The sequence below is a fragment of the Hymenobacter ruber genome, from assembly GCF_054783255.1.
Window position 1 is genome coordinate 494,751 of the sequence record NZ_BAAGQX010000003.1, and the last position, 23,825, is coordinate 518,575.

A 23,825-nucleotide genomic window follows, 5' to 3' on the forward strand; every position below is an offset into this window, starting at 1 on the left:
CGGCAATTAACCGCTAACTGTTAACCACTCACCACTAAAACGAGTAGCGCAGGCCCAGCTGGCCCTGCCAGCGCGAGGCCAGCTGGTCGATGGAGTAGGTTGCCGGCGCACCGTAGGTGAAGGCCGGGCGGTTGAACGAGGCGGCGTTGTAGTTGGTCGAGATGGTGCCGGCGGCATCGGCGTAGCCCACCTGCGTGAGGCCGGTGCCCAATGTCGAGTTGAAGGTATTGGGCACGAAGTACTGGCGGCCCCAGCTGCTGTTCAGGAAGTTGCCGAAGTTGATGATGTCCAGCGAAACTTGGATGGTGTGGCCTTTGGGCATGATGCCGGCGGCGTTGGCTTCGAAGCTGCCGAGTTTCACGTCCATCATCAGGCGCACGTCGGCTTGGTTGTTCCAGGGGGTGCGGCCGGCGTTGCGCTCGGTGTACTGGCCGCGGCGGGTTTTCAGGTAGCTGTCGTTGTCGATGAAGCTGTTGAAGGCGGCGCTTTGAGCCCCGGAGGCATCCACGCCGTAGCCTTTGGGGTTGGTGGCCGCCACCACGGGTCCAGCGCCGGCGCTCACGAATACGATGTCGGAGGGCGAAGTCGGGATGTAGGCCAGTTGCACGTTTTGCTGGCCGTTGCCGAAGAAGTTGTTGTTATACACCCAGGTGTAGGGCGAACCGCTGGCGTAGGTCAGCACCGAGGTAAAGTAGCCTGTGAAGCGCTGGGCGAAGGTTTTGTGCAGGTTTATGCTGGCCACCACGCGGTGGCGCAGGTCGAAGTTGGAGTAGGCCAGGGCGGGGTTGTTCACGTTCAGGGCCGGGTTCAACTCCCAGTTGCTCTGGGGCGAGTTGCGGATGCCGTTGCTGATGTCCTTGCTCTGGCCGTAGGTGTAGGCCACCGAGGCATCGACCAGATTGTTAATGGTTTGGCCCACCGAGCCGGTGAGCTGGTAGCGGTAGCCCTTCTGGGTGTTGGTCAGGAAGAAGGCGTTTGAGAAGCCCGAATTCACCTTGCTGCTGGCGTACACGGGGCTCTGCGTGGGGCCATTGGCGATATAGGTCACGTTGTCGTTCAGGTTGATGTTCTCAAACTGTACGTCCTGCAAGGTCTTGGTGTAGAGACCTTCCACCGAGAAGCGGGTGCCGGTTTTCAGCTTGAAATCGAAGGCCAGCGACGAGCGCCACACCTGCGGCATCTTGAAGTTGTTGTCCACCAAGTTGACTTCGGTAGGGCTGCCCTTCAGGTTGCTGGGGTTGTAGTTGGCGGTGGGCAGCTGGCCGTAGATGTTGTTCGGGTTGGTGTTCAGGTAGATGGTCTTGGGGCCGGTATTGCCCGCCGACTGAATGCCCTTGCCGTCGGTACCGTTATAGTCTACCGAGTTGAAGTTCAGGCCGTTGTTATAATAAGCGTAGCCGAACCAGGCAAACGGCACGCGGCCGGTGAAGATGCCCGAGCCGCCGCGAATCACGAACGACTGGTCGCCCTTCACGTCGTAGTTGAAGCCGAGGCGGGGCGAGAACTGCACTTGGCCGAGGTAGTTGTTGTTCAGGTCCGTCCAGGGCGTGTGCGAGTAGGTCTGGTTCAGGGTCTTGGCGTCGTTCTGCGGGTTGTTCACTAAGGCCGTGTTCAGGGCCGGCTTGGTGGGCAGCGAGGCGATGTCGAAGCGGATGCCGGGCGTGATTTTCAGGCGGTCGGTCACGTTCCACTCGTCCTGCAGGTAGGCGCTGTAGAAGTTGATATTAAACGAGGCCGACGGGTTGTTGTAGTTGTACTGGTAGGAGTTGTCGCCCACCGTGCCGTTGTTGTAAGTGCCGCGGATACGGTTCGGCTTATCGGCCAGGAAATCGTTGACGCTGTTGTACTCGATGCGGCCGTTCCAGGAGTTGATGAAGCCGTAATCGATGTTGTAGAACTCGTTGTGCGTGCCCAGTGTGAGGGCGTGCGAGCCCACGTAGTACGTGAAGTTATCGGTCAGCTCAAACGTCTTCTGGCGGGTATTGAAGATGCTGGCCTCCCGGTCGGAGCCGAGCAGAATCTGGTTCGAGCCCGAGTAGTAAGTAGCCGAACCCAGGCCACCGCCAGCCGACGTGCCCACGTTGTTAATCTGCACGGCCGGAAACAGGTTGGCCTGGCCGCCCAGCAGGTCGCGGTAGTCGTGGATGTTGGTGTAACCCAGAATCAGGTTGTTGGCAAACTTGCTGCTGAAGTTGCTTTTCACTTCCAGCACCGTCGAGTTCTGGATATTGTGCTGGGTGAAATCCTGCGAGCCAAACTTGAACAGGCTGCCCGACCGCTCCAGGTTGGTAGCTTCCGACGTGATGAAGTTGTGGCGCAGCGCAATGCTGGTTTTATCGTTCAGGTTAAAGTCGATACGGCCGAAAATCTTGTTGCTGTTCGCGTGGATGTTGTAAGCGCCGTATTCGCCCACGTTGTAGCTGGTGGTGCCCAGCGAGCCGTCGGCGTTTTTCACCGTGTAGTTGCTCAGCTTGCCGGCAATGGCCTGGGCCAAATCCGTGGTCACCGGCGAGCCGGGCGTGCCGGCGGCGTAGAACTGCGGCTCGGTGCGGCGGGCAATTTCGGCGTTGGTAAAGAAGAACAGCTTGTTCTTAATGATAGGGCCGCCCACCCGGAAACCGGTCTGGTAGTCGTGGTACGCCGAGCCAATTTTCGATTCGTTGCCGTCGATGCTGCGACCGGTCACGCCTTGGTTGCGGCCGAAGCCATACACCGAGCCCGTAAATTCGTTGGTGCCGGAGCGCGTCACGGCGTTAATCGAGCCGCCGGTGAAGTTGCCCAGCTTCACATCATAAGGCGCCACCGAGGCCTGGATTTCCTGAATGGCATCGAGCGAAATCGGGTTGGCGCGGGCCGAGCCGCCGGGCAGGCCGCTGCTGCCGCTCTGCCCACCCAAGGAGGGCGAAAAACCAATGGCGTCGTTGTTCACGGCGCCATCCAGGGTGATGTTGTTGTAGCGGAACGAGCTACCTGCGAAGGAGTTGTTCGAGTTCCGCGGGTCGAGGCGCGTAAAGTCCGTGATGCTGCGCGAGATGGTGGGCAGTTGCTGAATGGCCGCGCTGCCCACGTTGGTGCCGGCGCCGGTTTTGGTGGCCTGGGTGTTGCCCACCACCACTACTTCGTTCAGCTGCTGGGCCTCGGCCGCCAGCACGAAATTGAGGCGGGTGGTATTGCCCAGCGTCAGATACACGTTATTGACGGTCTGCTCTTTGTAACCCACATAGGTTACGGTTACCTCGTAAGGGCCGCCGGGAGCCAGGTTCGGAATCGTGAAGCGGCCGTCGGGCTCGGTGCCGGTGCCGCGCTTGGTGCCGGTGGGCAGGTTGGTGGCCACCACAGTCACACCAATGAGGTCTTCGCCCTTGTCGGAAGTCACTTTTCCGCTCAGTGCGGACGTCGTTACCTGCGCCGAAGCCAGATGTTGAATGACCAGAAAAAGCAAGCTGAAACAAGCAGCTCGCACTCCAATAACATACTTCATGATGAAGGGGGAATGTTTGAGCCACAAAGTTCCGGCGGTATCCAAGGGGGTAACATGAAGATTGATTCATGAAATTGTTATGCCTCAGACTGGTTGGTAACAATAAGGCAACAAGCAAACCGGCCCTCGCCCCAGCAAAAAAGCCTGCCCCACGAATGGGACAGGCTTCCAGCTCAGGAATAACATTGTTTAATCAGCACATATATAAGGCATTAATACAGGGTTCTGTCATCGTTCCCATCTGTCATCCTGAGCGCAGCGAAGGACCTTATCACGTCAGAATGTGCAAGTGTGATAAGGTCCTTCGCTGCGCTCAGGATGACAGACGGCTCTGATTACTGCGCCACCACAAAGCGGACCGACTGCGTGGTTTCGGTGGTGGCTACCGTGGCCACGTACAGGCCGGGCTTCAGGCCGGCGGGCAGGGTGATGAGCTGTGGACCGGCGGCCAGCTTCTGGCCGGCAGCTACCGTGGCCACAAGGCGGCCGGTGGCATCCAGCACGCGCACCGTGGCGGTAGTGGTCGTGGCTACTGTGAAGGATAGTTTGGCGGCGCCAGCTGCCGGGTTGGGGTACACACCCAGCTCCAGCGACTTATCAGCGGCGGCTTTAGTGGCGAGGGTCTGGCCGGCCAGATTATAGCAGGTAATCTGGGGGTTGAAGTTGGTCCAGCCAGCAGTCCAGTCGGCGTTGGGCGTGCCGGCCGGGGCGAAAGCACCGCGGTAGCTCACCGGCGTGAAAAAGGCATTGGTCAGCTTGGCATCGGTGAAAGAAGCGCCGCTGCCCAGCGGGGAAGTAGCCGCCGGCACGAAGCCGGGAGCCGTGAGGTTGAAGTTGTTGGCGTTCAGGCTCAGCGAAGCCACCGTGGAAGTGGTGTCGTTGTTGGCGCCCAGAAACTGCTTCACGTTGTAGGTGCTGCCGTTTACGCGGGTAGCCACGGCGTTGCGGGCGAAGCCGGCAAACACGTTGTTTTTCAGGGCCAGCGTGCCGGCGGCGGCATTTACGGCCGAGTTGGTGGCCGAGAAGGGCGCGGTGCCTTCGTCCAGCAGCAGGCCCACGGGGTAGCCGGCTACCACCGAGTTGAAAATGCTCAGCGCCGAGTTGCGGCGGATGTGCATGGCGCGCTTGTAGTTGGTGTTGAGCGTGCCGCTGGTGGGGGTCACGAAGTTGCTCATGTTCGAGAAGATGGCCGAAGTCTGGGGCGAGTTGTTCGAGCCGTTGGCGTCGTTGTCGCTCTCGAAGGCATTGGAGCCGGAGGCGTCGGCCACGTTGGGGTCGCGCAGGCTCACGCCAAACTGCACCTTGCCGTGGAAGCCGTTGTCGGTGTCCCACTCGTCATCAATACCCCGGAAGGCAATGAGGTACTTAGCATTCACCGCGCCGCCGAACCACTCGTAGGAATCATCGCCGGAGTACGAAACCTGGATGTGGTCGATGGTGGTGCCGGCCCCTACCCCGCCTAGGGTCAGGCCGTTGATTTCGTTATCCGTAGTGAATGCCACGCCGGGGAATTCGATGCGCACGTACTGCAGCGTGCCGGAGTTGTCGTTGTCGTCGGTGCCGCCGAAGTAGGTATCGGGCGTGAGGCCGCCCTCAATTTTGGGCAGCGGCTGAGCGGCCGTGCCGGGGATGTTCTGGGTGGCGCGGCCCAGAATAATTAGCCCGCCCCAGTCGCCCCGAGCCCGCGAGCCAGCCGGCTGGTTCGAGGTAAACACGATGGGCTGCGCCGCCGTGCCGCGGGCATCAATACGCGCGCCTTGCTTGATAGTGAGTGTGCCCTTCGAGGCCTGGTCGCCCTTAATGATGGTGCCCGGCTGGATGGTAAGCGTCGCGCCGGCCTCCACAAACACGAAGCCTTGCAGCAGGTAAATGTTGTTGTTGGTCCAGGTAGTATTGGCTGTGATGCTTCCCGAAATTACTATGGGCGTGGGGGCGGCGGGGCAGGTGGTTTGGGCCTGCGCTTGCGGGGTAGCGGCCGCTACCGCAGCCAGCGCCACGAGGGCCGAGAGTACAATCTTTTTCATAGGTATCGGGGTGAAATGGCGAGGAATAAAGCAGTGGTGATTACTGGTGCAAAGGTCTGGTAAGCAGCTCCCAGCCAACTCATTCCGGGGTTACCATTGGGTTAGAGCCGTGTTATCTTATCGTGTTGCCCAAGCCCAACCGTAGCTCACAAAAAAGCCCGCCGTGCGGTATGCACGGCGAGCTTTTTGGGCAGTCGAATGTGGAATGGCTTAAAACTTATAGGTCAGGCCGGCTGTGGAATATTGCCCCCGACGGAAGCGCCCGAACGCGCCCCGGTCGGCGCTGCTGATACCGCCGCTGCGGTCCGAATCATAATACTGGCGGGTGTACTGGTTCAGCAAATCCTGAATGCCGAGGCGCAGGTCGAGGTGCGAGCCGATGCCTTTGGTAACGGCCAGGTCAATGACGTGGCGGGGCATTTCGAATACCGAAAAGTTCTGGCTGTTGCTGCTGGCAAACAGGATGCGCGGCCCAATCACGTTGTACTGCGCCGACACCTGCCAGCGCCGCTCGTCGTCTTGGTAGAAAATGCCGGTGTTCACCACGTAGGGCGACTGGCCCTGCAGCGGCCGGTTGTTGTCCACCGATTTGTCGTCGCCGCTCACCAGCGTCACCCGGCTTTTCACCACCGAGGCATTGAGCACGAAGGAGATGTGCTGCAAAAAGCGGTTTTCGGTGAGGTCGCGCAGGCCTTTGCGGGCCTCCACTTCTACGCCCACGTCGTAGGCGCTGGCAGCGTTGCGGTAGCCCAGGTCCAGGGTCGAGCCGTTGGTAATATTAGTTACCTGCTCGATGGCGTCGGTGAAGTGCTTGTAGAACACGCCTATCGACAGCATTTCCGACTTCGATGGGTAGAACTCGTAGCGCAGGTCGGCGTTGTAGATTTTGGCCGTGCGCAGCGTGTCGTTGCCCTTTATGTTGGCGTTGTTGGTGAAATCGTAGTACGAATAGTTGGCGATTTCGCGGAACTCCGGCCGGTTCACCGTCTGGCTGGCGGCCAGGCGCAACAGGCTGCGGTCGTTGAAGTTATAGGTCGCATTCAGCGAAGGCAGTAGGAAGTAGCGCTTCTCCTCATAGGCCGGCGCGAGCGGGCTGCCCGAGCGCAGAAACTTGCGGTTGTACTCCAGCCGCACCCCGCCCGAAATGCTGAACTTGTCCGAAACCGGGGCCACGGCGCTCAGGTAGCCGGCCACCAGCGTGTTGTCGGCGCGGTAGCTGTCGTTGTCGCTGGTGCCTTCTTTCAGCACGAAGCCGGTTTTGGGGTCCAGGTTTTGGGGCGCAAAAATCTTGTCAATCGACAGCGTATCCAGCCCGTAGTTGTGGAATTCCTCATTGCCGGGCACGTAGGAGAAAAAGCGGCTGGCGTATGTGCGCTCCTTGTATTCGGTGTAGAAACCGGCCCGCAGCTTGTACTGGTTGGCCCGCGTCGAGTCGCGGCCCTGCAGGCGCTGCTCCCACTGGCCGCTGGCCATGTAGGTGTTTTCCTTGAGCTTGGAAAAGTAGGTGGAATTATCCTGTTGTGAGCCCACCTGACTGATTTCCACCCGAAACGGTTTCTGCGGCTCGCCGGGGTTGGGCACGTCGCGGCCGGTGCGGAAGCGGCGGTAGTCGGGCTCGTCGCGGAACACGTAGTTGTAGCCTGTGGCCCAGGTCAGGGTCGAATTGCGGGCCGCGCCCACGTCGTGGCTGCCACCCAGCTGCCCCGAGTAGATGGTGCGACTCTGGTAGTGCAGGGCGTAGTTGTCGCGCTCGCGGCCGTTGCCGCCCTGCGCGTAGTCGATGCCCGTGCGGTGCACCACTTCTTCGGTCCCGTACTGGTTCAGGAAGTTGCGGAAGTCGATGCGGTTGTGGTCGTCCAGGCGGGCCTGCCAGTTATGAATCACGCCCAGTCGGCTGGCCGACAGCGCACGTAAGTCGTTGTAATTATAGATGTAAGAGCCGCTACCGGTTTCCAGGCGCTGGCGCTGCACGTTGTACTGCCCGTGCGTATTGGAGTACGAAGCCGAAGTCACGTTGCTCAGGTACACCTGCCCCAGCTCAAACTTGCGCGTCAGGCCCAGCGAGGCGCGCAAATCGGGCATGGCCGTGCTCAGTGCGGGTTTCCACTCGTTGCGCAGCCCGCCAATGGCCTGCTGCAGCTGCTCGCGGTTCAGCGGCGCGTTGCTGTCGTAGGGCTGGTCGCCGATGGAGCCGGGCACTTTGCGCAGGCCATTGTCGAAGCCCAGCCAGTCGGTGGGGCTGCGCGAGCTTTGCTGATAGCCGTTCTGGAACGTGGTGCCCGCTCGTCCCCAGCCCGATACGGTGAAGTTGGTCGTGTTCTCCAGCACCGAGTTTTTAGTGTACACCTTCACCACGCCGCCGCCAAACTCGCCCGTTAGTTCCGGCGCGCCTGATTTGAAAATCAGCACCCTATCAATCACCGAGCTCGGCAGAATATCGAACGAAAACGAGCGGGTGTCCACCTCCGCCGATGGCGTAAGAGCATCGTTCAATAGCACTGTATTATACCGCTCGGCCAAGCCGCGAATTACGATGAAGTTATTGTTCTGAATCGTCACGCCCGGAATGCGCTTCACCACTTCGGCCGCGTCGCGGTCCAGCGTCTTCACAATCTGGTCGTTGCTCATGCCGCTCACCACCACCTCGCTTTTCTTGAGGTCCTGAATCATGGCCACTTCGGTACCGGTCTGCTTCACGCCGGTCACGGTCACCTCAGTCAGGCTGGTGGCGCTTTCCTCCACCGTGCCATTCAGGGTGGTCGTTTGGCCGCTTTTGATGACGATGCCAGCGAAGGTGAGCGGCTTGTATCCCACATAGGTCATCGTGATGTTGTAGGTACCTGCCTCCAGCGGCAGGGCGTAGCTGCCGTCCACATTCACAGGAGCGGCCAGGGTGGTGCCCGTCACCAGCACTGTGGCCCCGATTACGCCCTCACCGGTCTTTTTATCGGTCACTTTGCCGGCCAGCTTGCCCGGCTGGGCAACTGCTAATCCACTCACAAACAACCACAAAAACCCGAGTAGATAATACCGCATACACTTCATATTGGTTAGATGAAGCAAAATTATCGAGGCCTTATTACGGTATCATAGCCCGCACATTGTCCTATTGTTACGGCCTGATTTCAGGGCTATGCTGGCCATCGGGAGCTACTACTTTTGCGGCCTTTTTTGGCTTTTTGAAGCGTGAAAAGCCTTGCGACCCAACACCCGCCGCGAATGCCGTTCCTTTGCAGTCGCAACCACCAGCCCCGGCCCGTGGCCCTGCTTCCCGCTCACCGCAATTCTCTTTCAGGATGCTTCTCTCTATGACCGGCTACGGCCAGGCCCACCGCGAAACCGACGCCTACACCGCCACCCTCGAAGTCAAGTCGCTCAACTCCAAAACCCTCGACCTGACCCTGCGCCTGCCCCGCTTCCTGCTTCCGCACGAGCTCGAAATCCGCAACACCGTGGCCAAGGCCCTGCTGCGCGGCAAAGTCAACCTCAACATCGATTTTGTGCGCCCCGCCGCCACCCGAGCCGCCGCCACCCTCAACCGCGAAGCCCTCGTGGCCGCTTACCACGAGTTGCAAGCCGTGGCCGACAGCCTGGGCCTGCCCACCGGCGAAGACACCCTGTTGGCCGCTCTGCGCCTCCCTGGCGTCATCCCCAGCGCGAGCGAGGTGCGCGATGCCGAGCCGGTGGCCGAAGACGTGACCTGGGCCGAGCTTCAGCCGCTGCTGATGCAGGCGCTGGCCGCCATGCAGCAGTTCCGGCAAGATGAGGGCGACACGCTCACCACCGAAATAATGGGCTACATCGCCACCATCCGGCAGCAGCTGGCCGCAGTGGAGCAGCACGACCCCGCCCGCATCGAGCACGTGCGCCAGCGCCTGGCCAGCCACCTCGCCGAGCTCACCAGCCACGAGCAGTTCAACGCCACCCGCTTCGAGCAGGAGGTACTGTACTACATTGAAAAGCTGGATATTGCCGAAGAGAAAGTACGACTCGCCGCCCACCTCGCCTACTTCGAGCAGGCCGTACTCCAGCCCGACGAAGCCGTGGGCAAAAAGCTCGGCTTTCTGGCCCAGGAAATCGGCCGCGAAATCAACACCATCGGCTCTAAGGCCAACGACGCTACTGTGCAGCACCTCGTGGTAGGCATGAAGGAAGAGTTGGAAAAAATTAAAGAGCAGTTGAATAATATTCTCTAAGCCGGACCCTGCTTTTTAACTTGCCATGTTGGTCTTAGCAGGCTCACCGTTCGCCCAGCAAAAGGTCCAGTTAACCGAAAATACTCGAGTCAATTTGGACTATACCATTTAATATTGAAATCTGATAGTGACACTTTTACGATGTGGCCGGAAAGTTGTGTAGGTACAGCGCCTGAGCCACGATGCCTTCAACCGCTCGATTTCTAGGCATTTATTGTTAATTTTACTACCGACTCAACCGGCATCCCAAAAAAAATGACAATATTTGTGCGTTCAAAGTTGGATATTTAATTATTGTATCTAACTTGGGTTTACAAATAGGCAGTTAGTTACCAACCCCTTATCCCCCATTAGTATGAAATCTACACTTTTACTCTGTATTCTGGGACTTTTACTAACGGCTGCGCGTCCCGCATCTGAAATTGAACTTGTTAAGAAGCGTGTGCTCAGCGAGCGGGTTGAAATCCTCATTCCCAAAGGCTTCGAGGTGATGACCGAGCAGCAGATGGACTTCGCCTACGCCAAAGCCCAGAGCCGCCCGAGCGTTATCTTCACCAATAACAACCTCATCAGCCTCGCCTTCAACTACAGCGACAACGACGCCGACCAGGATATGGTGGACGTGTACTCCGCTTCGTTTGGCAAGACTTACCACAAGCAATACAAGGATGCCACCTGGTTCGGTGATGGTGTGAAGAACATCAACAACCGCAAGGTGGGCTACCTCGAATTCATGAAGCCCGAGATGGGTCACGAGGTCTACACGCTGGTTTTCTTCACCGACGTAGAGGGCAAACTGATGATTTGCACTTTCAACTGCGCCGACCGTCAGAAGCCGGAGTGGGAACCCATCGCCAAGCAAATCATGCTTTCGCTGAAGGCCAAAGGTTAATATCCCTGCAAATCAGTACCGTAGTCGGTGGTTGAACGTGAGTTCGGCCACCGACTATTTTTTTGCGGCGGACGCGGCTCCTTCTTCGTTTAGGAAATCGCGCACCAGCCCGAAGGCCCCGGCAAAGCCAACCAGCGACAAAGCTTTGGGCTGGTCGTTCACGTCGTGGTAGGCGGCGCTACCGCCGCGTGTGTACATGAAAAACGCCGGCACTTTGGCTTCGGAAAACGGGAAGTGGTCGGAGTTGGCGGCCCGGCCGCGGGCTCCCAGGGCAGGCAGGTAATGGTGAGCCTCGTTGATGGCTACCAGACGACGGTAAGGTGCCTCCAGCAGCTTGCCATTGACGACGGTGGCGCCTTGCTCGCCCGTGCCCAACAGGTCGAGGTTGAACAGGAATTTGATGCTTTTGAGCGGCACCAGCGGGTGCGCCACAAAGTAGCTGGAACCCACCAAACCGGCTTCTTCGCCCCCGAAAAGCAGAAAGACGACGGAGTAGGCCGGGCGGTTTTCGGGCTTGGCGTAGTGGGCGGCCAGTTCCAGAAGCAGGGCCACGCCGCTGGCGTTGTCGTTGGCGCCGGGGAAGTACACGTCCTTGCCCATCATGCCGAGGTGGTCGTAGTGGGCCGAAACGATGAGGAAAGAATCGGGCCGGATGGAGCCGCGCACCACGGCGGCCAGGTTCTGGGTCTGGTAATTACGCTGGAGCTGGGCCTCGACGCGCACGGTGCTCCACACGGTGCGGCCTTGGGGTGCGCCGGTAGCAGTATCGCCAAAAATAGCTTTATCGAGCCACATAGGCACCTTTTCGGCTAGCACTTCCACGCGGGGCTGCGGCATTTGCTCAGCGGCCAGCGAGGCGGTGAGCTTAGGTACCACAGTTATCCAGGCGGCGGCGGAGTTTAGACGCTGACGTAGCGCGGCGGGCAGCGTGGCCAGGCGGTTGGCATCGGCGGCGCGCAGGAGCAGGATGCGGCTGCTCCACTGCGTACGCAGGTAGCGGGCCTGCACCGAGGCTTTGGTGAACACCAGCGTATCGAGCAGCAGGAGGCGGCCCTTGGCAGTACCAGTCCCCGAATTGGGCGCGGCAATACAGGCCGTGCCGGCTTTCCAGGTCGTCATTTTACCGGCTGCCCCATCGGCTTTGATGGAAGCGCTTACGCGGCCCGGAAACGTGTTTACATCCAGCGTGAAGGGCTGCGTGTAGTTGGGGGCCAGCGGCGTTAATTTGAGCTGCGTCAGCTGCTCGCGCAGGTAGGCGGCGGCCAGGTGTTCGCCCTGCTTCAAGTAGCCCCGGCCGTACATAGTGGGCGCAGCCAGGGCCTTAATGGTACGACGGGCGCGAGCGCGAATTATCAACGCATTCTGCGCCCGCGCGGGCAGTGGGGCGGCGCTGAGCGTGGCAGCAGCGGCCAGCACCAGCCACGGCCCGCTGGCCAGCGGCCGGACGCGGCCGTCGGGTTGGCGGGCCGTCCAGACGGCCGCCACGCCTACGGCCAGTGCGGCCCCAATGCCGTCGCTCAATAGGTCCGACCACTCGCCGTGGCGGCCCAGGCGCATGGTCATTTGCAGCACTTCAATGACGGCACCGAACAGAATGCTGCCGGCCAGCACGGCCCAGCCGGCGTGGCGGGCCAGCCGGGGCCAACGGCGCTGCCGGTGCAGCGAGAACCAGCTCAGCCCCGCCAAAACCAAAAACACGCCCGCATGGGCGGCTGTGTCAAACGACAGCAGCTCCCACACGGGCGTGCGCGGCATTTCATCAGAAGGGGTAAGCGTGAGAACGAGTACCACGGCGGCCCACAGCAGCGGCAAAGCGGCGTAGGGGCGGCGGGAACGGAGTAGTGGGGGCGTTGGCTTGGGGTTAACGAAATCAGGCATCGCGGCGCACAAGCCAAAGCCGTGCTAGTTTTTTAGGCTCCCACCAGCTCCCCGTAGGCTTCGGCGCTGAGCAGTCCGCTCAATTCCTCGGGTTTGGTGATGGAAATTTTCACCATCCAACCGTTGCCGTAGGGGTCTGAGTTCACAGTTTCGGGCGCATCGGCCAGCAGGGAATTGACTTCCAGCACAGTGCCGGTGATGGGGCTGAACAGGTCCGAAACCGTTTTCACAGCTTCCACGGTGCCGAACACTTCGTGCTGGGCCACGTCCTTGTCGAGCGTGTCGATGTCGACGTACACGATGTCGCCCAGTTCTTTTTGGGCGTGGTCGGTGATGCCCACGTAGGCAGCATCGCCTTCAACGCGAATCCATTCGTGGTCCTTGGTGTAGTGCAGGGTGGCGGGCAGGTTCATACTATGGCGGATTGGTGGGTTGGTGGTGTAGTGGATGGGTAAAGCAGCAACTTGGTGGAATTGTCAGTCAAAAGTACACAGTGAACTTTGCCAACCCACCAATCCGCTCGCCCACCAACCCACTGCTACTGCGTCAGGCTGTAGCGCAGCTGAATGCCGCCTTCGGTGTTGGAGTTGCGGAAGGCGTTGCTGATGCGCGGCGTGGTGATGGTCTGGCTGTAGTAGAACTGCAGGTTGAGGCGGGTATTGAGCAGGTAGTCGATGGTGGGGCGCAGCTGGAAGGTCTTCGAGCCGTTGGTAATCTGCCCCTCGGCGCGGCCCACCGACGGCGCGAGGCCCTGCGTATTGCCGGGGTCGGCCGAGTCGATGATGCTGCGCTGGATGGTAATGTTGTCGCGGATGCTGAGGTCGAGGCGGGCGGTGAGGTTGTTTTTCAGTACGCGCTGCTCGCCGCCCACCTTGAAGGGCAGCTTGAGGCTGTTGGTGGCGTAACCGAAGCCAATCACAAACTCCTTGGTCGACAGCTCGGTGACCTGGGCGTTGGTGATGTTCAGGGCCACGGTGCGGTTGGTGCGGTATTCCACGCGGCCGGTTACCTTACTCACGGTCTGGAAGTTGACGCCGATAAGCGGGGCCAGCGTTTCCACGATGCTTACCTGGCCCACCACGTAGTAAGGCAGGTACTGGTTACTGGCATTCACCTGGAAGGGATTAGCCGGCGGGCTGCCCGGTGAGCCAAAGCTGGGCTCGGCCGAGTAGGTATTGGTGGTGGTGTAGCTGCCGATGCTGTAGATAGACGAGTACGCGTGGTTCAGCGTGAACGAGCTGAAATACTGCTTGATAAGCGGCAGTTGGGCGAAACCGTTGTAGTCGACGCGCCAGTTGGGCAGCGGTATCATGGCAAAGGGGCTGAACTCCTTGGCCTGATAGCCGTCCGATGAGCGGCCGTGGTAGGCGTCGATGAAGCTCTGCACCAGCACGTCCTGCGAATTGTAGCCGTAGGTACCGTTGGGGCTTTGGTTGGCTAAGGCCAGCTTGTTGCGCACAATGAGGCGGTTATCAACGAAGCGCTGGAAAGCTTTCGACGTCTCGCCATTGGCGCTGAGGTCGCCAAACAGGGTATTGATGGTGATGGTGGACGTCTGGAACGAACCCGAACCCAGGGTCTGGGGCACGATGGGCAGGTAGTTGTTATTGGCATCGCGCAGCGGAATCAGCGTCTGCTCATCCACGGTGTGCCGGTAGTAGGCGTCGAGGTTCTGCACCTTCTGCTGGCGCGCATCCACCTGAATGTTGAAGTCGCGGAACGGCTCCAGCGCCGTGCGCAGGGTGATGGTCTGCGTAAGCAGCGAGCTCAGCGGCGTATTCAGAAATTCGCTCCGGTCGGTGTACCAACCGTTGCTGCTGGCCCGGTCGTAGAGGGTTTGCAGGCCGGGCTGCTGGCCCAGAATGAACGGCAGGCCGGGGGCCGTAAACGTTTCATCGAGGCCAAAGGCCTTGGTTTTGGGCAGGTAGCCGGGCAGCAGCGTACCGTTGGACCGGCTGAAGGTAAAGTTGAGGGAGCGGGCCGTCATCAGCGAGCGCAGCACGGCTTTCACGAAACGTAGCTTTTCGCGGGTGGTGTCGGCGGCCGGGGCGGGCTTGACAGCCGCATTGGCATCGCCAAGGTTGGGCCGCATGGCCCCGGGCCGGGCCTGGGGCGGCTGCGCGTTGTTGATGATATTCAAAAACTTGACCTTGTTATAAAGCTTCACGAGGTCAATTTTGCCGTTGGCGCTGATTTCGGCGTTGTTCTGAATCGTGTTGCCGACGTTGATTCGGTAGGTCGTCGTATCGGTTTCGCTGGTGGGGTTGTTGAGGGCGCGCTGGCCCTGGGCGGCGGCCTGCCAGCTGTAGGTAGCGGCGTAGCGCGTGTCGGCGCTCAGCCAGTCGGTGAGCGGGAATTTATCGAGCGGCAACCGGTAGGTGAGCGCGGCCGTCTGATTAAAATTGACGGTGCGCCCGCCGCGCAGCAGGTTTTGCTGCAGCTGGCTGCGGTTGCGAATGGCATCGTCGCTCACCCCGATGGTCCGGCCGGTGCCTTCATCAACCACGCCCCGGTTGGTGGCGGTATAGTCGAAAATCAGGCTTTTGGTCAGGTCCCACTTCAGGTCGTAGATGCGGCTAATGAAAAAGGATTTCTGCACCACCGGCGCGATGCCGTCGGTGCTCGGCACTTCGCCGGGGTTCAGCACGCGCTGCAGGAACCGCTCGTTGTAGCGCCGGTCAATGTCGGTGCGGAACGAGAAGCGCGAGGGCAGCGGCGTGAAATTGATTTGCTGGAAAATCTTCAGATACGGGTTGTCCAGGGCCTTGAAGCTGGCCAGCGGCGTGTAGTTCTTGGGCGTGGTCTGGTACACGTAGGCCACGGCGGCGGTGTAGGCCTTGGTATAGTCGCGGTCGGTGCGGATGTCGGAGTGCAGGCGGTCGGTGAGCGAGTAGCTCAAGGCCACGTTTTCGATGTCCCAGGGCTTGGGCTTGGCGGGCAGGGCGCCGGGCTTGGGCAGGGCGCGCTCCTTTCGCACGTTCAGCACCGAGATGCTGCGGCTGGTGGTCTGGTCGATAACCTTTTTGCGGTACTCGGCCTGGGCCGCAGTGTTTATCTCTTTGGATATCGGGTCCCTGAATTTCTGCAGGCTTTGCTCCAGCTTGGTGTCGGGGTCGAGGGGGTCGTAGAGGGGCGAGCGGCTTTCGCGGCCTACCTGGAGTAGCACCGGCAGGCGCAGGTTCAGCTGTGGGGGCAGGAATTTCTCCACCGCTACGGTCGTGTTCAGGTCACCGCGAAACACGTCGTCCACGGAGCGCTGCTGCACTTTGTCCTGCAAGCCGCCGAAGCCCACACTGGTGAAGCTGCCCGTGGCCGTCACGTTGGCCACGTCGGCCAGCTTCACGTTGAGGCGGGCAGTAGCGGCGTAGCCGGCCTGCTGCTCGAAGTCGAACACGCGGAACTCATCGGCCCACAGGTTCACGGTTTTCTCAGCCGTGCTGGGGTCGGTGGGGTTCAGCACCCCCAGCATCACGCCCTGCACCGCCGAGAAGTCGGGGTTGCCCACCACCGTAATGGTCGCGCCGTTATCCAACGTTACCGTGAAGGGAATCAGCAGCGACGCACCGCTCTGGTTGCGCTTGGCTTTGGCATCGATGAAGTCCTGAAAGCCTACGTCGATGCGGTTTTCCACGGGCCACACGCCATCAGGGGTCTGGTCGCCCACGGCGGTCAGCTTCAGCGGCAGGGAGTACTGGTAGTAGTTCTGGCTGTAGTCGGTGCCGATGCGCAGGAAAGCCTGCACGTCGCCGCTGAGGGTGGTGGGGTCGTCTGAGTCGCCGTGCAGGAACATGCGCAGGCGCTTGTAGCGCAGCATGTTGATGGTGATGTTCTTGTAAGCAGCCTTGGCAAAACCGTCGCGCAGGTTCACCACGGCCAGGCGCAGGCTTTGCTCGTTTTGCAGGCGCGAGGTGCTGCTGCTGCCGTACTCTTTGTCGCGCTGAATGCCGGGCGGCGATACATAGGGTATTCCGTTGCCCACGGCAATGCCATTTTCCTCCACGCTCACCGTCGAGATGTTGAAGGCATCGGCATCGGTGAGGGTACCTCCCGGAGCGGTGTTGCCCTGGCGCGAATCCACGATGGGGTACAGGAAGCGGCGCCACTGGTTGGCCACAAACTGGGGCTGCACCAGGCGCAGCACCACAGGGTCCTGCCAGTTGGTCATGTACATGCGCAGGAAGCGGATGGACTTGAAACCGAAGTCCTTGCCGCCGTTGCCCTGCACCTTGTAGCCCTCCCGAATCGGAATGCGGAACAGGTACCAGTTCACTTCCTCACCGTTCACGTTGTTCTTCACGTTGTCGATGATGTAGTTCGAGCCCACAGCAAGACCGCCGGGCCGCAGCGACATCTTGTACTCGTAGTAGCGCTCCACGTCCTGCACCACGTTGTCGCGGTTCAGGTCTTCCTTATCAGGAAAGGCAGTGGAGCTGAGCTGGCTGTTTTCGGGCGAGTTGCCGTCGTAGCCGTCGTAGTTCTTGTAGCGGCCCAGAATTTTGGTGTTGTTCTGGTCGTAGCTCGGGTCGAGGTGGTGGCGGAAGTCATCGCCCGAGGGGTCGGGCAGGGTGCCGTACACCGGGGCCACCGTGCCCAGCGTGGAGGGATAATTGCTGAAATAATTCTTCTCGTTGTCGTCGCTCAGGCCGTCGAGGCCCACGTCCTGCGCCGTACGGGCACCGGGGGCGGCATTGAAGGCATCGGTCAGGAACTGCTGGCGCGTCACGCGGCCCCACACCGTGTTGTTGGTGTTGTCCTGCACGTCCTGCGGGTCGTTGGTCACGGGCAGGCCGTTCTCAAACTCGTGCTGGTTGCCGTCCTTCAGCACGTCCTCGCTCACGTTGCCCAGGTTGATGACGAAGTCGCCGCCGGTCACGTTGGCCTTGTCGTTGCCGTCCTGGTCGGTGATGTTCACACGGGCAGCCGGGGCGTTGGGGTTGGTGCTTTTCAGGAACGGGTCCATCATCCAGAACTCCAGGTACTCGATGTTGGCGTTGTCAAAATCGGTATCGAAGGTGATGGCCCGGCTCACGCCGGCAAACTTGTCTTCGGGCCGCTCGCCGTTCGTAAACTTCTTGCCGTTGTTGTCTACGTTCGGGTTGTAGTTGTACGGGCCACGCTCGCTGGGGAAGTAGGCCAGGTCGAAGCTGTACTCGAAGCCGTTGCCGGTCGAGCCCAAATCCTTGTTCGGAAACACCTCGTCGCGCTTGATGCCGCGAGTGTAGTGGTTCAGCAGGTCCGAGGCCCCAATGTTGCCCGGCACGCTGGCTCCGCCGGTGTAGTAGCTCTGGTCCACGGTGTACCAGGCCAGCTTGGCGCGCTGGTAGTTGTAGGGCAGCCCGCCCACCGAACTATTCTTGATGGGCAACGGCGTGGAGGCCAGCCGCCAGGCCGGAATGGACGCCAGCCCGCCCAGCGTGTAGGGCGTGCGGGCATTCTCAAAATCGTCGATGTACGACACGCCATTCTCGCCGTTGCCCAGCTGCGAGCGGCCCGGCAGCAGCTTGGCAAACTCGCCACTAAAAGCAATGGTCGAAATCTCCTTCGTCGATACGAAGGGCAGCATATCGAGGTATTTGGTCAGTACCCGGCTGTCCTTCCGAATGCTGCCGTCGAGGCCAATGATGGTGTTATTGCCCGGCTCGTCACCAATGTTCACACGGTTAATACCCGGGGCCTGGTTTTCCAACAAGTGCAGGGCCGTGCCGCCAATGGTCACGTCCTTGTTCAGGCGGTAGTCCAGGCGCACGCCCAGCAGCTTGCGCGGCTGCACCTGCACCAGGGCATTTTTCTCAAACTCCACCCGCAATTCATTGGCCGAGTTCAGGTAGGCCGGGTTCAGGATTTTCACCTTGGCCTGGTCGTAGAACACCTGATAGTCGGTGCCTTCCGTAAGCAGCGTCGAGCCCGAGCGCACCCGCACCGAACCCTGCGCAATGCCAATCCCCGGCAGGTTAATCTCGTCCGAAGCCGCCCCGCCCTGAAAGCGCCCACGCAGGAAAAACTTGTCCTTTTCCTGCCGCTGCTGGGCGTCGCTCTGGGTCTGGTTGTACAGTTCGTTGTAAACGTATTTGTCGATGTACTGCTGCTCACCCGCAAACTTGCTTTGCAGGAAAGAGCCAAACGGCTGCACGTTCGGGAAAATAATCTTGCCCAACTCGGGGTCAATCGTAATGCCCGGGAAGTAGTCAAAGTTGCCGTCCGGAATCTTGTCGTTGTTGGAGTTAACGTGGTCGAGGTTAAGCACCTCCACCAGCGGCCGGTTGGTCACTTGGGCCCCTTCCTTGAGCGAAATCAGGTCCACGCCGGTCGCGTCGTCTTTGTAGATGATTTGCAGCTGGAAGTTGTCGCGCTGCAGCTGCGAGGCGTTCAGGGGATAGATGTTTTTCATCATCAAATCCCAGGTCGGCGTGTTCAGCGTGAGCAGGTTGGGGTTGCTGGGGTTCTTGCTGGGGTCGGCAATGCCCACGCCGGGGTTGCTGGCCTTCAGCATCTTGAGGAAGATGACCTGGTCGGGCGTCACGTTGTTGTAGTCGCCCGACAGCTCGCCCACCTTGTAGGTCTTGCCGTTGTAGATGTACTCGAAGCTCACGCCCAGCACCTGGTCGGGCAGCAGGGCGGTGTTCAGGCTCAGGTAACCGAGCTGGGCATTGAAGGTGTACTCGCGGGTATCGAGCTTGCGGGCTCGCACGCGTTCAAAGTCCACGTTCTTGGTCAGGCCCTGGCCAGCGGCACTTTGCAGAAAGTCGTCGACCGCAATGTTGTCACGCGTGGCGCCGGGAGCAGTCAGGGTAGCAAATTCGGTGTTGGCCGGGTTGTTGGCCGGCGACTGAATAGTAGGATTACCGGTGCGGTACTTGCCTTGGTACAACCGAAACGGTTCACCCAAGTCCATCAACGTCACCACGTTGCGCAGGTTCTCGGTGGTGCGGTTGTCGTTGGTCACGTACACCTCCAGCCGGTTGATGGTAATCTGGCTCTGGATGGTGGGCAGGCTGCGCAGCGCCTGGTCGTACCGGTCGCGGAAGAATTGGGCCAGGAAAAAGTGCCGGTCCTTCTCATACTGGCTGGCCTTGATTTCGTACTGCCGGCTCTGCGCGCCGTTCTGGATGCGCACCTCGTCGGCGGTGCCGCGCACGGTGGCGGCCACGGCCGTCACGCCCAGCTTGCCAAACTGCAGCTGGGTCTTGATGCCGAACAGGTTTTGCCCGCCCTGCACCAGCGAGTTGGTGAGCGGCAGGCTCACGTTGCCCAAATCGACCTTGCGGATAATGTCCGTTTCCTCGCCCGCGTAGTCGAACTTCATCTGGTTGTCGAAGTCGAACGCAGCCTTGGTGTCGTAGTTGAACACCAGCTTGAGCTTGGTGCCAATGGCTCCCGACAGGTTGACGTTGATGTTCTGCTCAAACAAAAAGTCGCCCACGCTCTGCTGGCGCAAAGTCAGAGCCGGGTTTTCGTTCTTATTGAAGCGCGCCCCAAACTTGAGCGTGACCGAGCCGGCCGGCCGGATATCGACATAGCTGCCCCCGAAAATCCGGTTGGCAATCGGCCCCATGTAAATTTTTGGAATCAGGCGCTGGGCCTGGGCTGTGCCAGGGGCCGCCGCCGGGCCGGTGATGCCGCCCTTGGCTTTCTGCCGATAGTAGTCGCTAATGGCCTGACGGCGTTGAAACTCCGTGTACTGCTTATAGCTAAGCACGCTGGGGTCGCGGTAGTCAACCTCCTTGCCCACCGTCTCCTTCACGTCGAATTGTTTCAGGCTGTCGTCAACCGCAACGTTCAGTTTTACGTTCTTAGGCAAGGGCAGCACCAGCGGCGACTCGCGGCGGTGCGGCCCGAAGGGGCTACCCGGCCGGTCGTGCGCCCGCACCCGGGGCCGCCGGCTCGGTTTATACGGGCCCGTGGTATCCGCCAGTGCTTTGATGGGCCGGGGCGTATCGGAGGCCAGGGCCCGGCTGGCGCGCAGCCACAGACCAGTTGCTCGTGGGCCGGCAATGGGTGCGGCCTGCGCCCACCACGCCAGCAACGACGCAACCACAACAACCGACGCGGGGAGTAATTTCTGTCCGGATTTCAAGCAGGATAGGTGGATAATGACGCGAGCCAGCTGGCCCGCGTCAGGCACGGCATTTCAAATACAATAGCAAGCCAACCGAGGCAACCCGTGCAACGACGCGGGCTAAAAACCCGCGTCACGACTCAGTGCGACTTCAAAGCAAATTTAATCAATTCCTCCACGCTTAGCTCCCCGCCGTGCTTGTGCTGAATCTGGTCCAGCTGTTTCTCGGCAGCGGCCCGCGCAAAGCCGAGGGTCACCAGGGCCTGCAACGCTTCGGCGCGGCGCGTATTGTGTTGGCGGGCCAGCGGCACGGTGTCCACGCCGGCTTTGGCCAGCAGCTCGTCTTTGCGCAGCTTGTCTTTGAGCTCCAGAATCACGCGCTGGGCCGTTTTCGGCCCCACGCCCTTAATGGCCTGAATGGCGCGCACATTTTCGCTCACGATGGCTTCGCGGATTTCGCCCACGCTCATGCTGCTCACCATCACAATGCCCGTGCCCGGCCCGATGCCCGACACCGAAATCAGCTGCATAAACAGCGCCTTTTCGCTGGGGTCGAGGAAACCGTAGAGCGTCTGCCCGTCTTCCTTGATGTGCTGGTAGGTGTAGATTTTGGTGGCCGCGCCTTCGGCCGGGAGCTTGGAATAGGTGGCCAGCGAAATCCGAACTTCGTAGCCGATGCCGAGAATGTCGACAATGGCGAGGGTGGCGTCTTTGTAAGCGAGTTTACCGTCGAGGTAGGCAATCATAAGCCGGCGAAAGGAAGAAAAGAGAGGGACCAGGATGTTACTTAGGCAACACAAGTCCCCGGTTTTTATCTCCCAAATTTACTGGCTTTTCCGCCAAAAATATTGGGTGAAATGAAGAAGATATGAGGCCCTAAAAAAAGAACGTCCTGTGGAGCAAAAGCCCGCAGGACGTTCCGAAATGCCGGTATTTTTCTATTTACAGGGCCCGGCTGCCCGTTTGGGCATCTACTACCGCGATGGCAGCCATGTTCAGGATGTCGCGCACGCTGGCCCCGAGCTGCAGAATGTGCACCGGCTTGCGCATGCCCATCAGCACCGGCCCGATTACCTCCGTGCCGCTGATTTCCTGCAACACTTTATAGGCAATGTTACCCGACTCCACATTGGGGAAAATCAGCGTGTTAGCGCCTTTCTCAGCCAGTGGCGAGAAGCCGTAGTGCTCCTGCAGCAGGGCGGGACTCAGGGCCACGTTGGCCTGCATCTCGCCGTCAATCAGCAGGTCGGGGAAGCGGGCTTTGGCCAGCTCGGTGGCGCGGCGGGTTTTTTCGGGCAGCGGCCCGGAGTTCGAGCCGAAGTTGGAGTAGCTGATGACGGCCACGCGCGGCACCGCATCGAAGAAGCGCACGGCGCGGGCCGTGAGGCCAATAATCTCGACCATTTCCTCCGCCGTGGGGTTGATGTTCACCGTGGTATCAGCGAAGAAGTACGGGCCTTTCTTGTGCTGAATGATGTACATCGACGACACGCGCTTCACCCCGTCTTCGGTACCAATGACTTGCAGCGAGGGAATAATGCTCTTACCATAATCCTTGGTGAGGCCGGTGATGCAGGCATCGGCTTCGCCAGTTTCCACCATCATGGCGGCGAAGTAGTTGCGCTCGCGCATCAGGCGGCGGCCTTCGTAAAGGGTCATGCCCCGCCGTTGCCGCTTCTGGTAGAGCAAGTTGGCGTACTCGTCGCGCTTGGCGTCCTGCTTCAGGATGTTGATGATTTCGCAGCCTTCGAGGTCGAGGCTGTTTTCGCGGGCAATGGCTTCGATTTTTTCCTGAGGCCCCAGCAGAATAGGGTTGCAAATGCCTTCATCCTGCAAAATCTGAGCGGCTTTCAGGATTTTGTAGTTGTCGGCCTCGGCAAATACCACGCGCTTGGGGTTAGCCTTAGCGGCCGAAGTGATGCGGTTCATCAGCTTCTGGTTCACGCCGAGACGGGCGCGGAGCTGGTCCTCGTAGGCGTGCCAGTCCGTGATGGGCAGGCGAGCCACGCCGCTTTCCATGGCGGCCTTTGCCACGGCTGGGCTTACGGTGGTGATGAGACGCGGGTCAAGCGGCTTCGGAATCAGGTAGTTTCGACCAAATGCCAACGTGTTATCGCCGTAGGCCTTGTTCACCATTTCCGGCACGGGCTCCTTGCTCAGCTCGGCCAGGGCGCGCACGGCGGCCAGCTTCATGGCTTCGTTGATTTCGGTGGCGCGCACGTCGAGCGCCCCCCGGAAAATGTAGGGGAAGCCCAGCACGTTGTTCACCTGGTTGGGGTGGTCGGAGCGGCCGGTGGCCATAATCAGGTCGTCGCGGGTGGCCATGGCCAGCTGGTAGCTCACCTCGGGGTCGGGGTTGGCCAGAGCAAACACGATGGGGTTATCGGCCATCAGCAGCAGCAGGCCAGCGGGCAGCACATTGGCCGCCGAGAGGCCCAGAAACACGTCGGCCCCGGTCATGGCTTCCTCCAGCGTAGTCACATTGCGGCTGGTGGCAAACTGCATCTGAATGGGGGCCAAATCGGTGCGGTCGGCGTTAATAACGCCGTCCTTGTCAAACACCACCACGTTGTCGCGGTTCAGGCCCAGCGCCAGGTACAGGCGCAGGCACGACACAGCCGCCGCCCCCGCCCCGCTCACCACGAGCTTCACTTCGCCAATCTTCTTGCCTACGATTTCGAGCGCGTTCAGCAGCGCGGCCGAGGTGATAATAGCCGTGCCGTGCTGGTCGTCGTGCATCAGCGGAATGTTCATCTTCTCCCGCAGCTCGGTTTCGATGCGGAAGCACTCCGGGGCTTTGATGTCCTCCAGGTTGATGCCGCCAAACGTGGGTTCCAACGATTTCACGATGCGGATAAACTCGTCGGGGTCGGTAGCATCAATCTCAATGTCAAAGCAGTCGATACCCGCGAACTTCTTGAACAGCACGCCTTTGCCTTCCATCACCGGCTTGCTGGCCGCGGGCCCGATGTTGCCCAGGCCCAGCACCGCCGTGCCGTTTGAAATAACCGCCACCAGGTTGCCCTTGGCGGTGTATTTGTACACGTCGTCGGGGTTTTCGGCAATGGCTTTGCAGGGTTCGGCCACGCCGGGCGAGTAGGCCAGCGCGAGGTCGAGCTGGGTGCTCATGGGTTTGGTGGGCACCACTTCGAGCTTGCCGGCGGGCTCCTGCGAGTGGTAGTTGAGGGCGTCTTGCTTGTTTATTTTGAGCATCGGGAATTCTTCAGACATGAAAACGGCCGCGCGGGCAGCGCGGCCGTCTAAGGCGAAATTACCGCGAAAAGCGCAGCAAGGCCGG

10 protein-coding genes are annotated in these 23,825 nt (G+C 60.2%); 2 read left to right on the forward strand and 8 right to left on the reverse strand.

The window, feature by feature from the left end:
- Nucleotides 1-34 precede the first annotated feature (34 nt).
- The 3 genes from ACYVM5_RS09105 to ACYVM5_RS09115 form a co-directional block, all read right to left on the reverse strand.
- Nucleotides 35-3,481 carry a TonB-dependent receptor gene (locus ACYVM5_RS09105; protein WP_460617810.1) on the reverse strand — a complete coding sequence of 1,149 codons (3,447 nt, stop codon included), beginning with the start codon at nt 3,479-3,481 and terminating at the stop codon, nt 35-37.
- Between the two features lie 335 nt (nt 3,482-3,816).
- Nucleotides 3,817-5,505 (reverse strand): T9SS type A sorting domain-containing protein, encoded by a 1,689-nt coding sequence (locus tag ACYVM5_RS09110; RefSeq protein WP_460617811.1) that lies wholly within the window; start codon nt 5,503-5,505, stop codon nt 3,817-3,819.
- 210 nt (nt 5,506-5,715) lie between these two features.
- Complete coding sequence (locus tag ACYVM5_RS09115; RefSeq protein WP_460617812.1) at nt 5,716-8,541, reverse strand: TonB-dependent receptor; 2,826 nt, start codon at nt 8,539-8,541, stop codon at nt 5,716-5,718.
- 260 nt (nt 8,542-8,801) lie between these two features.
- On the opposite strand from ACYVM5_RS09115, the gene ACYVM5_RS09120 reads away from it, so the two are divergent.
- Both ACYVM5_RS09120 and ACYVM5_RS09125 read left to right on the forward strand, forming a co-directional pair.
- Nucleotides 8,802-9,701 carry a YicC/YloC family endoribonuclease gene (locus ACYVM5_RS09120; RefSeq protein WP_460617813.1) on the forward strand — a complete coding sequence of 300 codons (900 nt, stop codon included), beginning with the start codon at nt 8,802-8,804 and terminating at the stop codon, nt 9,699-9,701.
- A gap of 355 nt (nt 9,702-10,056) precedes the next feature.
- Nucleotides 10,057-10,593, forward strand: a complete 537-nt coding sequence (locus tag ACYVM5_RS09125) for a hypothetical protein (RefSeq protein WP_198069415.1) — start codon at nt 10,057-10,059, stop codon at nt 10,591-10,593.
- A 54-nt stretch (nt 10,594-10,647) separates the two neighbouring features.
- Here ACYVM5_RS09125 and ACYVM5_RS09130 read toward each other — a convergent pair whose 3' ends face one another.
- From ACYVM5_RS09130 to ACYVM5_RS09150, 5 genes are all read right to left on the reverse strand, one after another.
- A complete protein-coding gene (locus ACYVM5_RS09130; RefSeq protein ID WP_460617814.1) occupies nt 10,648-12,471 on the reverse strand; it encodes a VanZ family protein in 1,824 nt (607 codons plus the stop codon).
- Between the two features lie 32 nt (nt 12,472-12,503).
- A complete protein-coding gene (gene gcvH, locus ACYVM5_RS09135; RefSeq protein ID WP_460617815.1) occupies nt 12,504-12,884 on the reverse strand; it encodes a glycine cleavage system protein H in 381 nt (126 codons plus the stop codon).
- Nucleotides 12,885-13,009: 125 nt separating this feature from the next.
- Nucleotides 13,010-20,545 (reverse strand): T9SS outer membrane translocon Sov/SprA, encoded by a 7,536-nt coding sequence (gene sov, locus ACYVM5_RS09140; protein ID WP_460617816.1) that lies wholly within the window; start codon nt 20,543-20,545, stop codon nt 13,010-13,012.
- A gap of 122 nt (nt 20,546-20,667) precedes the next feature.
- Nucleotides 20,668-21,273, reverse strand: coding sequence for a Holliday junction branch migration protein RuvA (ruvA, locus tag ACYVM5_RS09145; RefSeq protein WP_460617817.1), 606 nt, complete (start codon nt 21,271-21,273; stop codon nt 20,668-20,670).
- Between the two features lie 196 nt (nt 21,274-21,469).
- On the reverse strand, nt 21,470-23,740 hold the full coding sequence (locus ACYVM5_RS09150) for an NADP-dependent malic enzyme (RefSeq protein WP_460618078.1): 2,271 nt from the start codon (nt 23,738-23,740) through the stop codon (nt 21,470-21,472).
- Nucleotides 23,741-23,825 lie beyond the last annotated feature (85 nt).

Excerpts from the sequence above, each read along its gene's own strand:
- ACYVM5_RS09105 (WP_460617810.1), bottom strand. The coding sequence starts at position 3,481 with ATGAAGTATGTTATTGGAGTGCGAGCTGCTTGTTTCAGCTTGCTTTTT.
- ACYVM5_RS09110 (WP_460617811.1), bottom strand. The coding sequence starts at position 5,505 with ATGAAAAAGATTGTACTCTCGGCCCTCGTGGCGCTGGCTGCGGTAGCG.
- ACYVM5_RS09115 (WP_460617812.1), bottom strand. The coding sequence starts at position 8,541 with ATGCGGTATTATCTACTCGGGTTTTTGTGGTTGTTTGTGAGTGGATTA.
- ACYVM5_RS09120 (WP_460617813.1), top strand. The coding sequence starts at position 8,802 with ATGCTTCTCTCTATGACCGGCTACGGCCAGGCCCACCGCGAAACCGAC.
- ACYVM5_RS09125 (WP_198069415.1), top strand. The coding sequence starts at position 10,057 with ATGAAATCTACACTTTTACTCTGTATTCTGGGACTTTTACTAACGGCT.
- ACYVM5_RS09130 (WP_460617814.1), bottom strand. The coding sequence starts at position 12,471 with ATGCCTGATTTCGTTAACCCCAAGCCAACGCCCCCACTACTCCGTTCC.
- gcvH (WP_460617815.1), bottom strand. The coding sequence starts at position 12,884 with ATGAACCTGCCCGCCACCCTGCACTACACCAAGGACCACGAATGGATT.
- ruvA (WP_460617817.1), bottom strand. The coding sequence starts at position 21,273 with ATGATTGCCTACCTCGACGGTAAACTCGCTTACAAAGACGCCACCCTC.
- ACYVM5_RS09150 (WP_460618078.1), bottom strand. The coding sequence starts at position 23,740 with ATGCTCAAAATAAACAAGCAAGACGCCCTCAACTACCACTCGCAGGAG.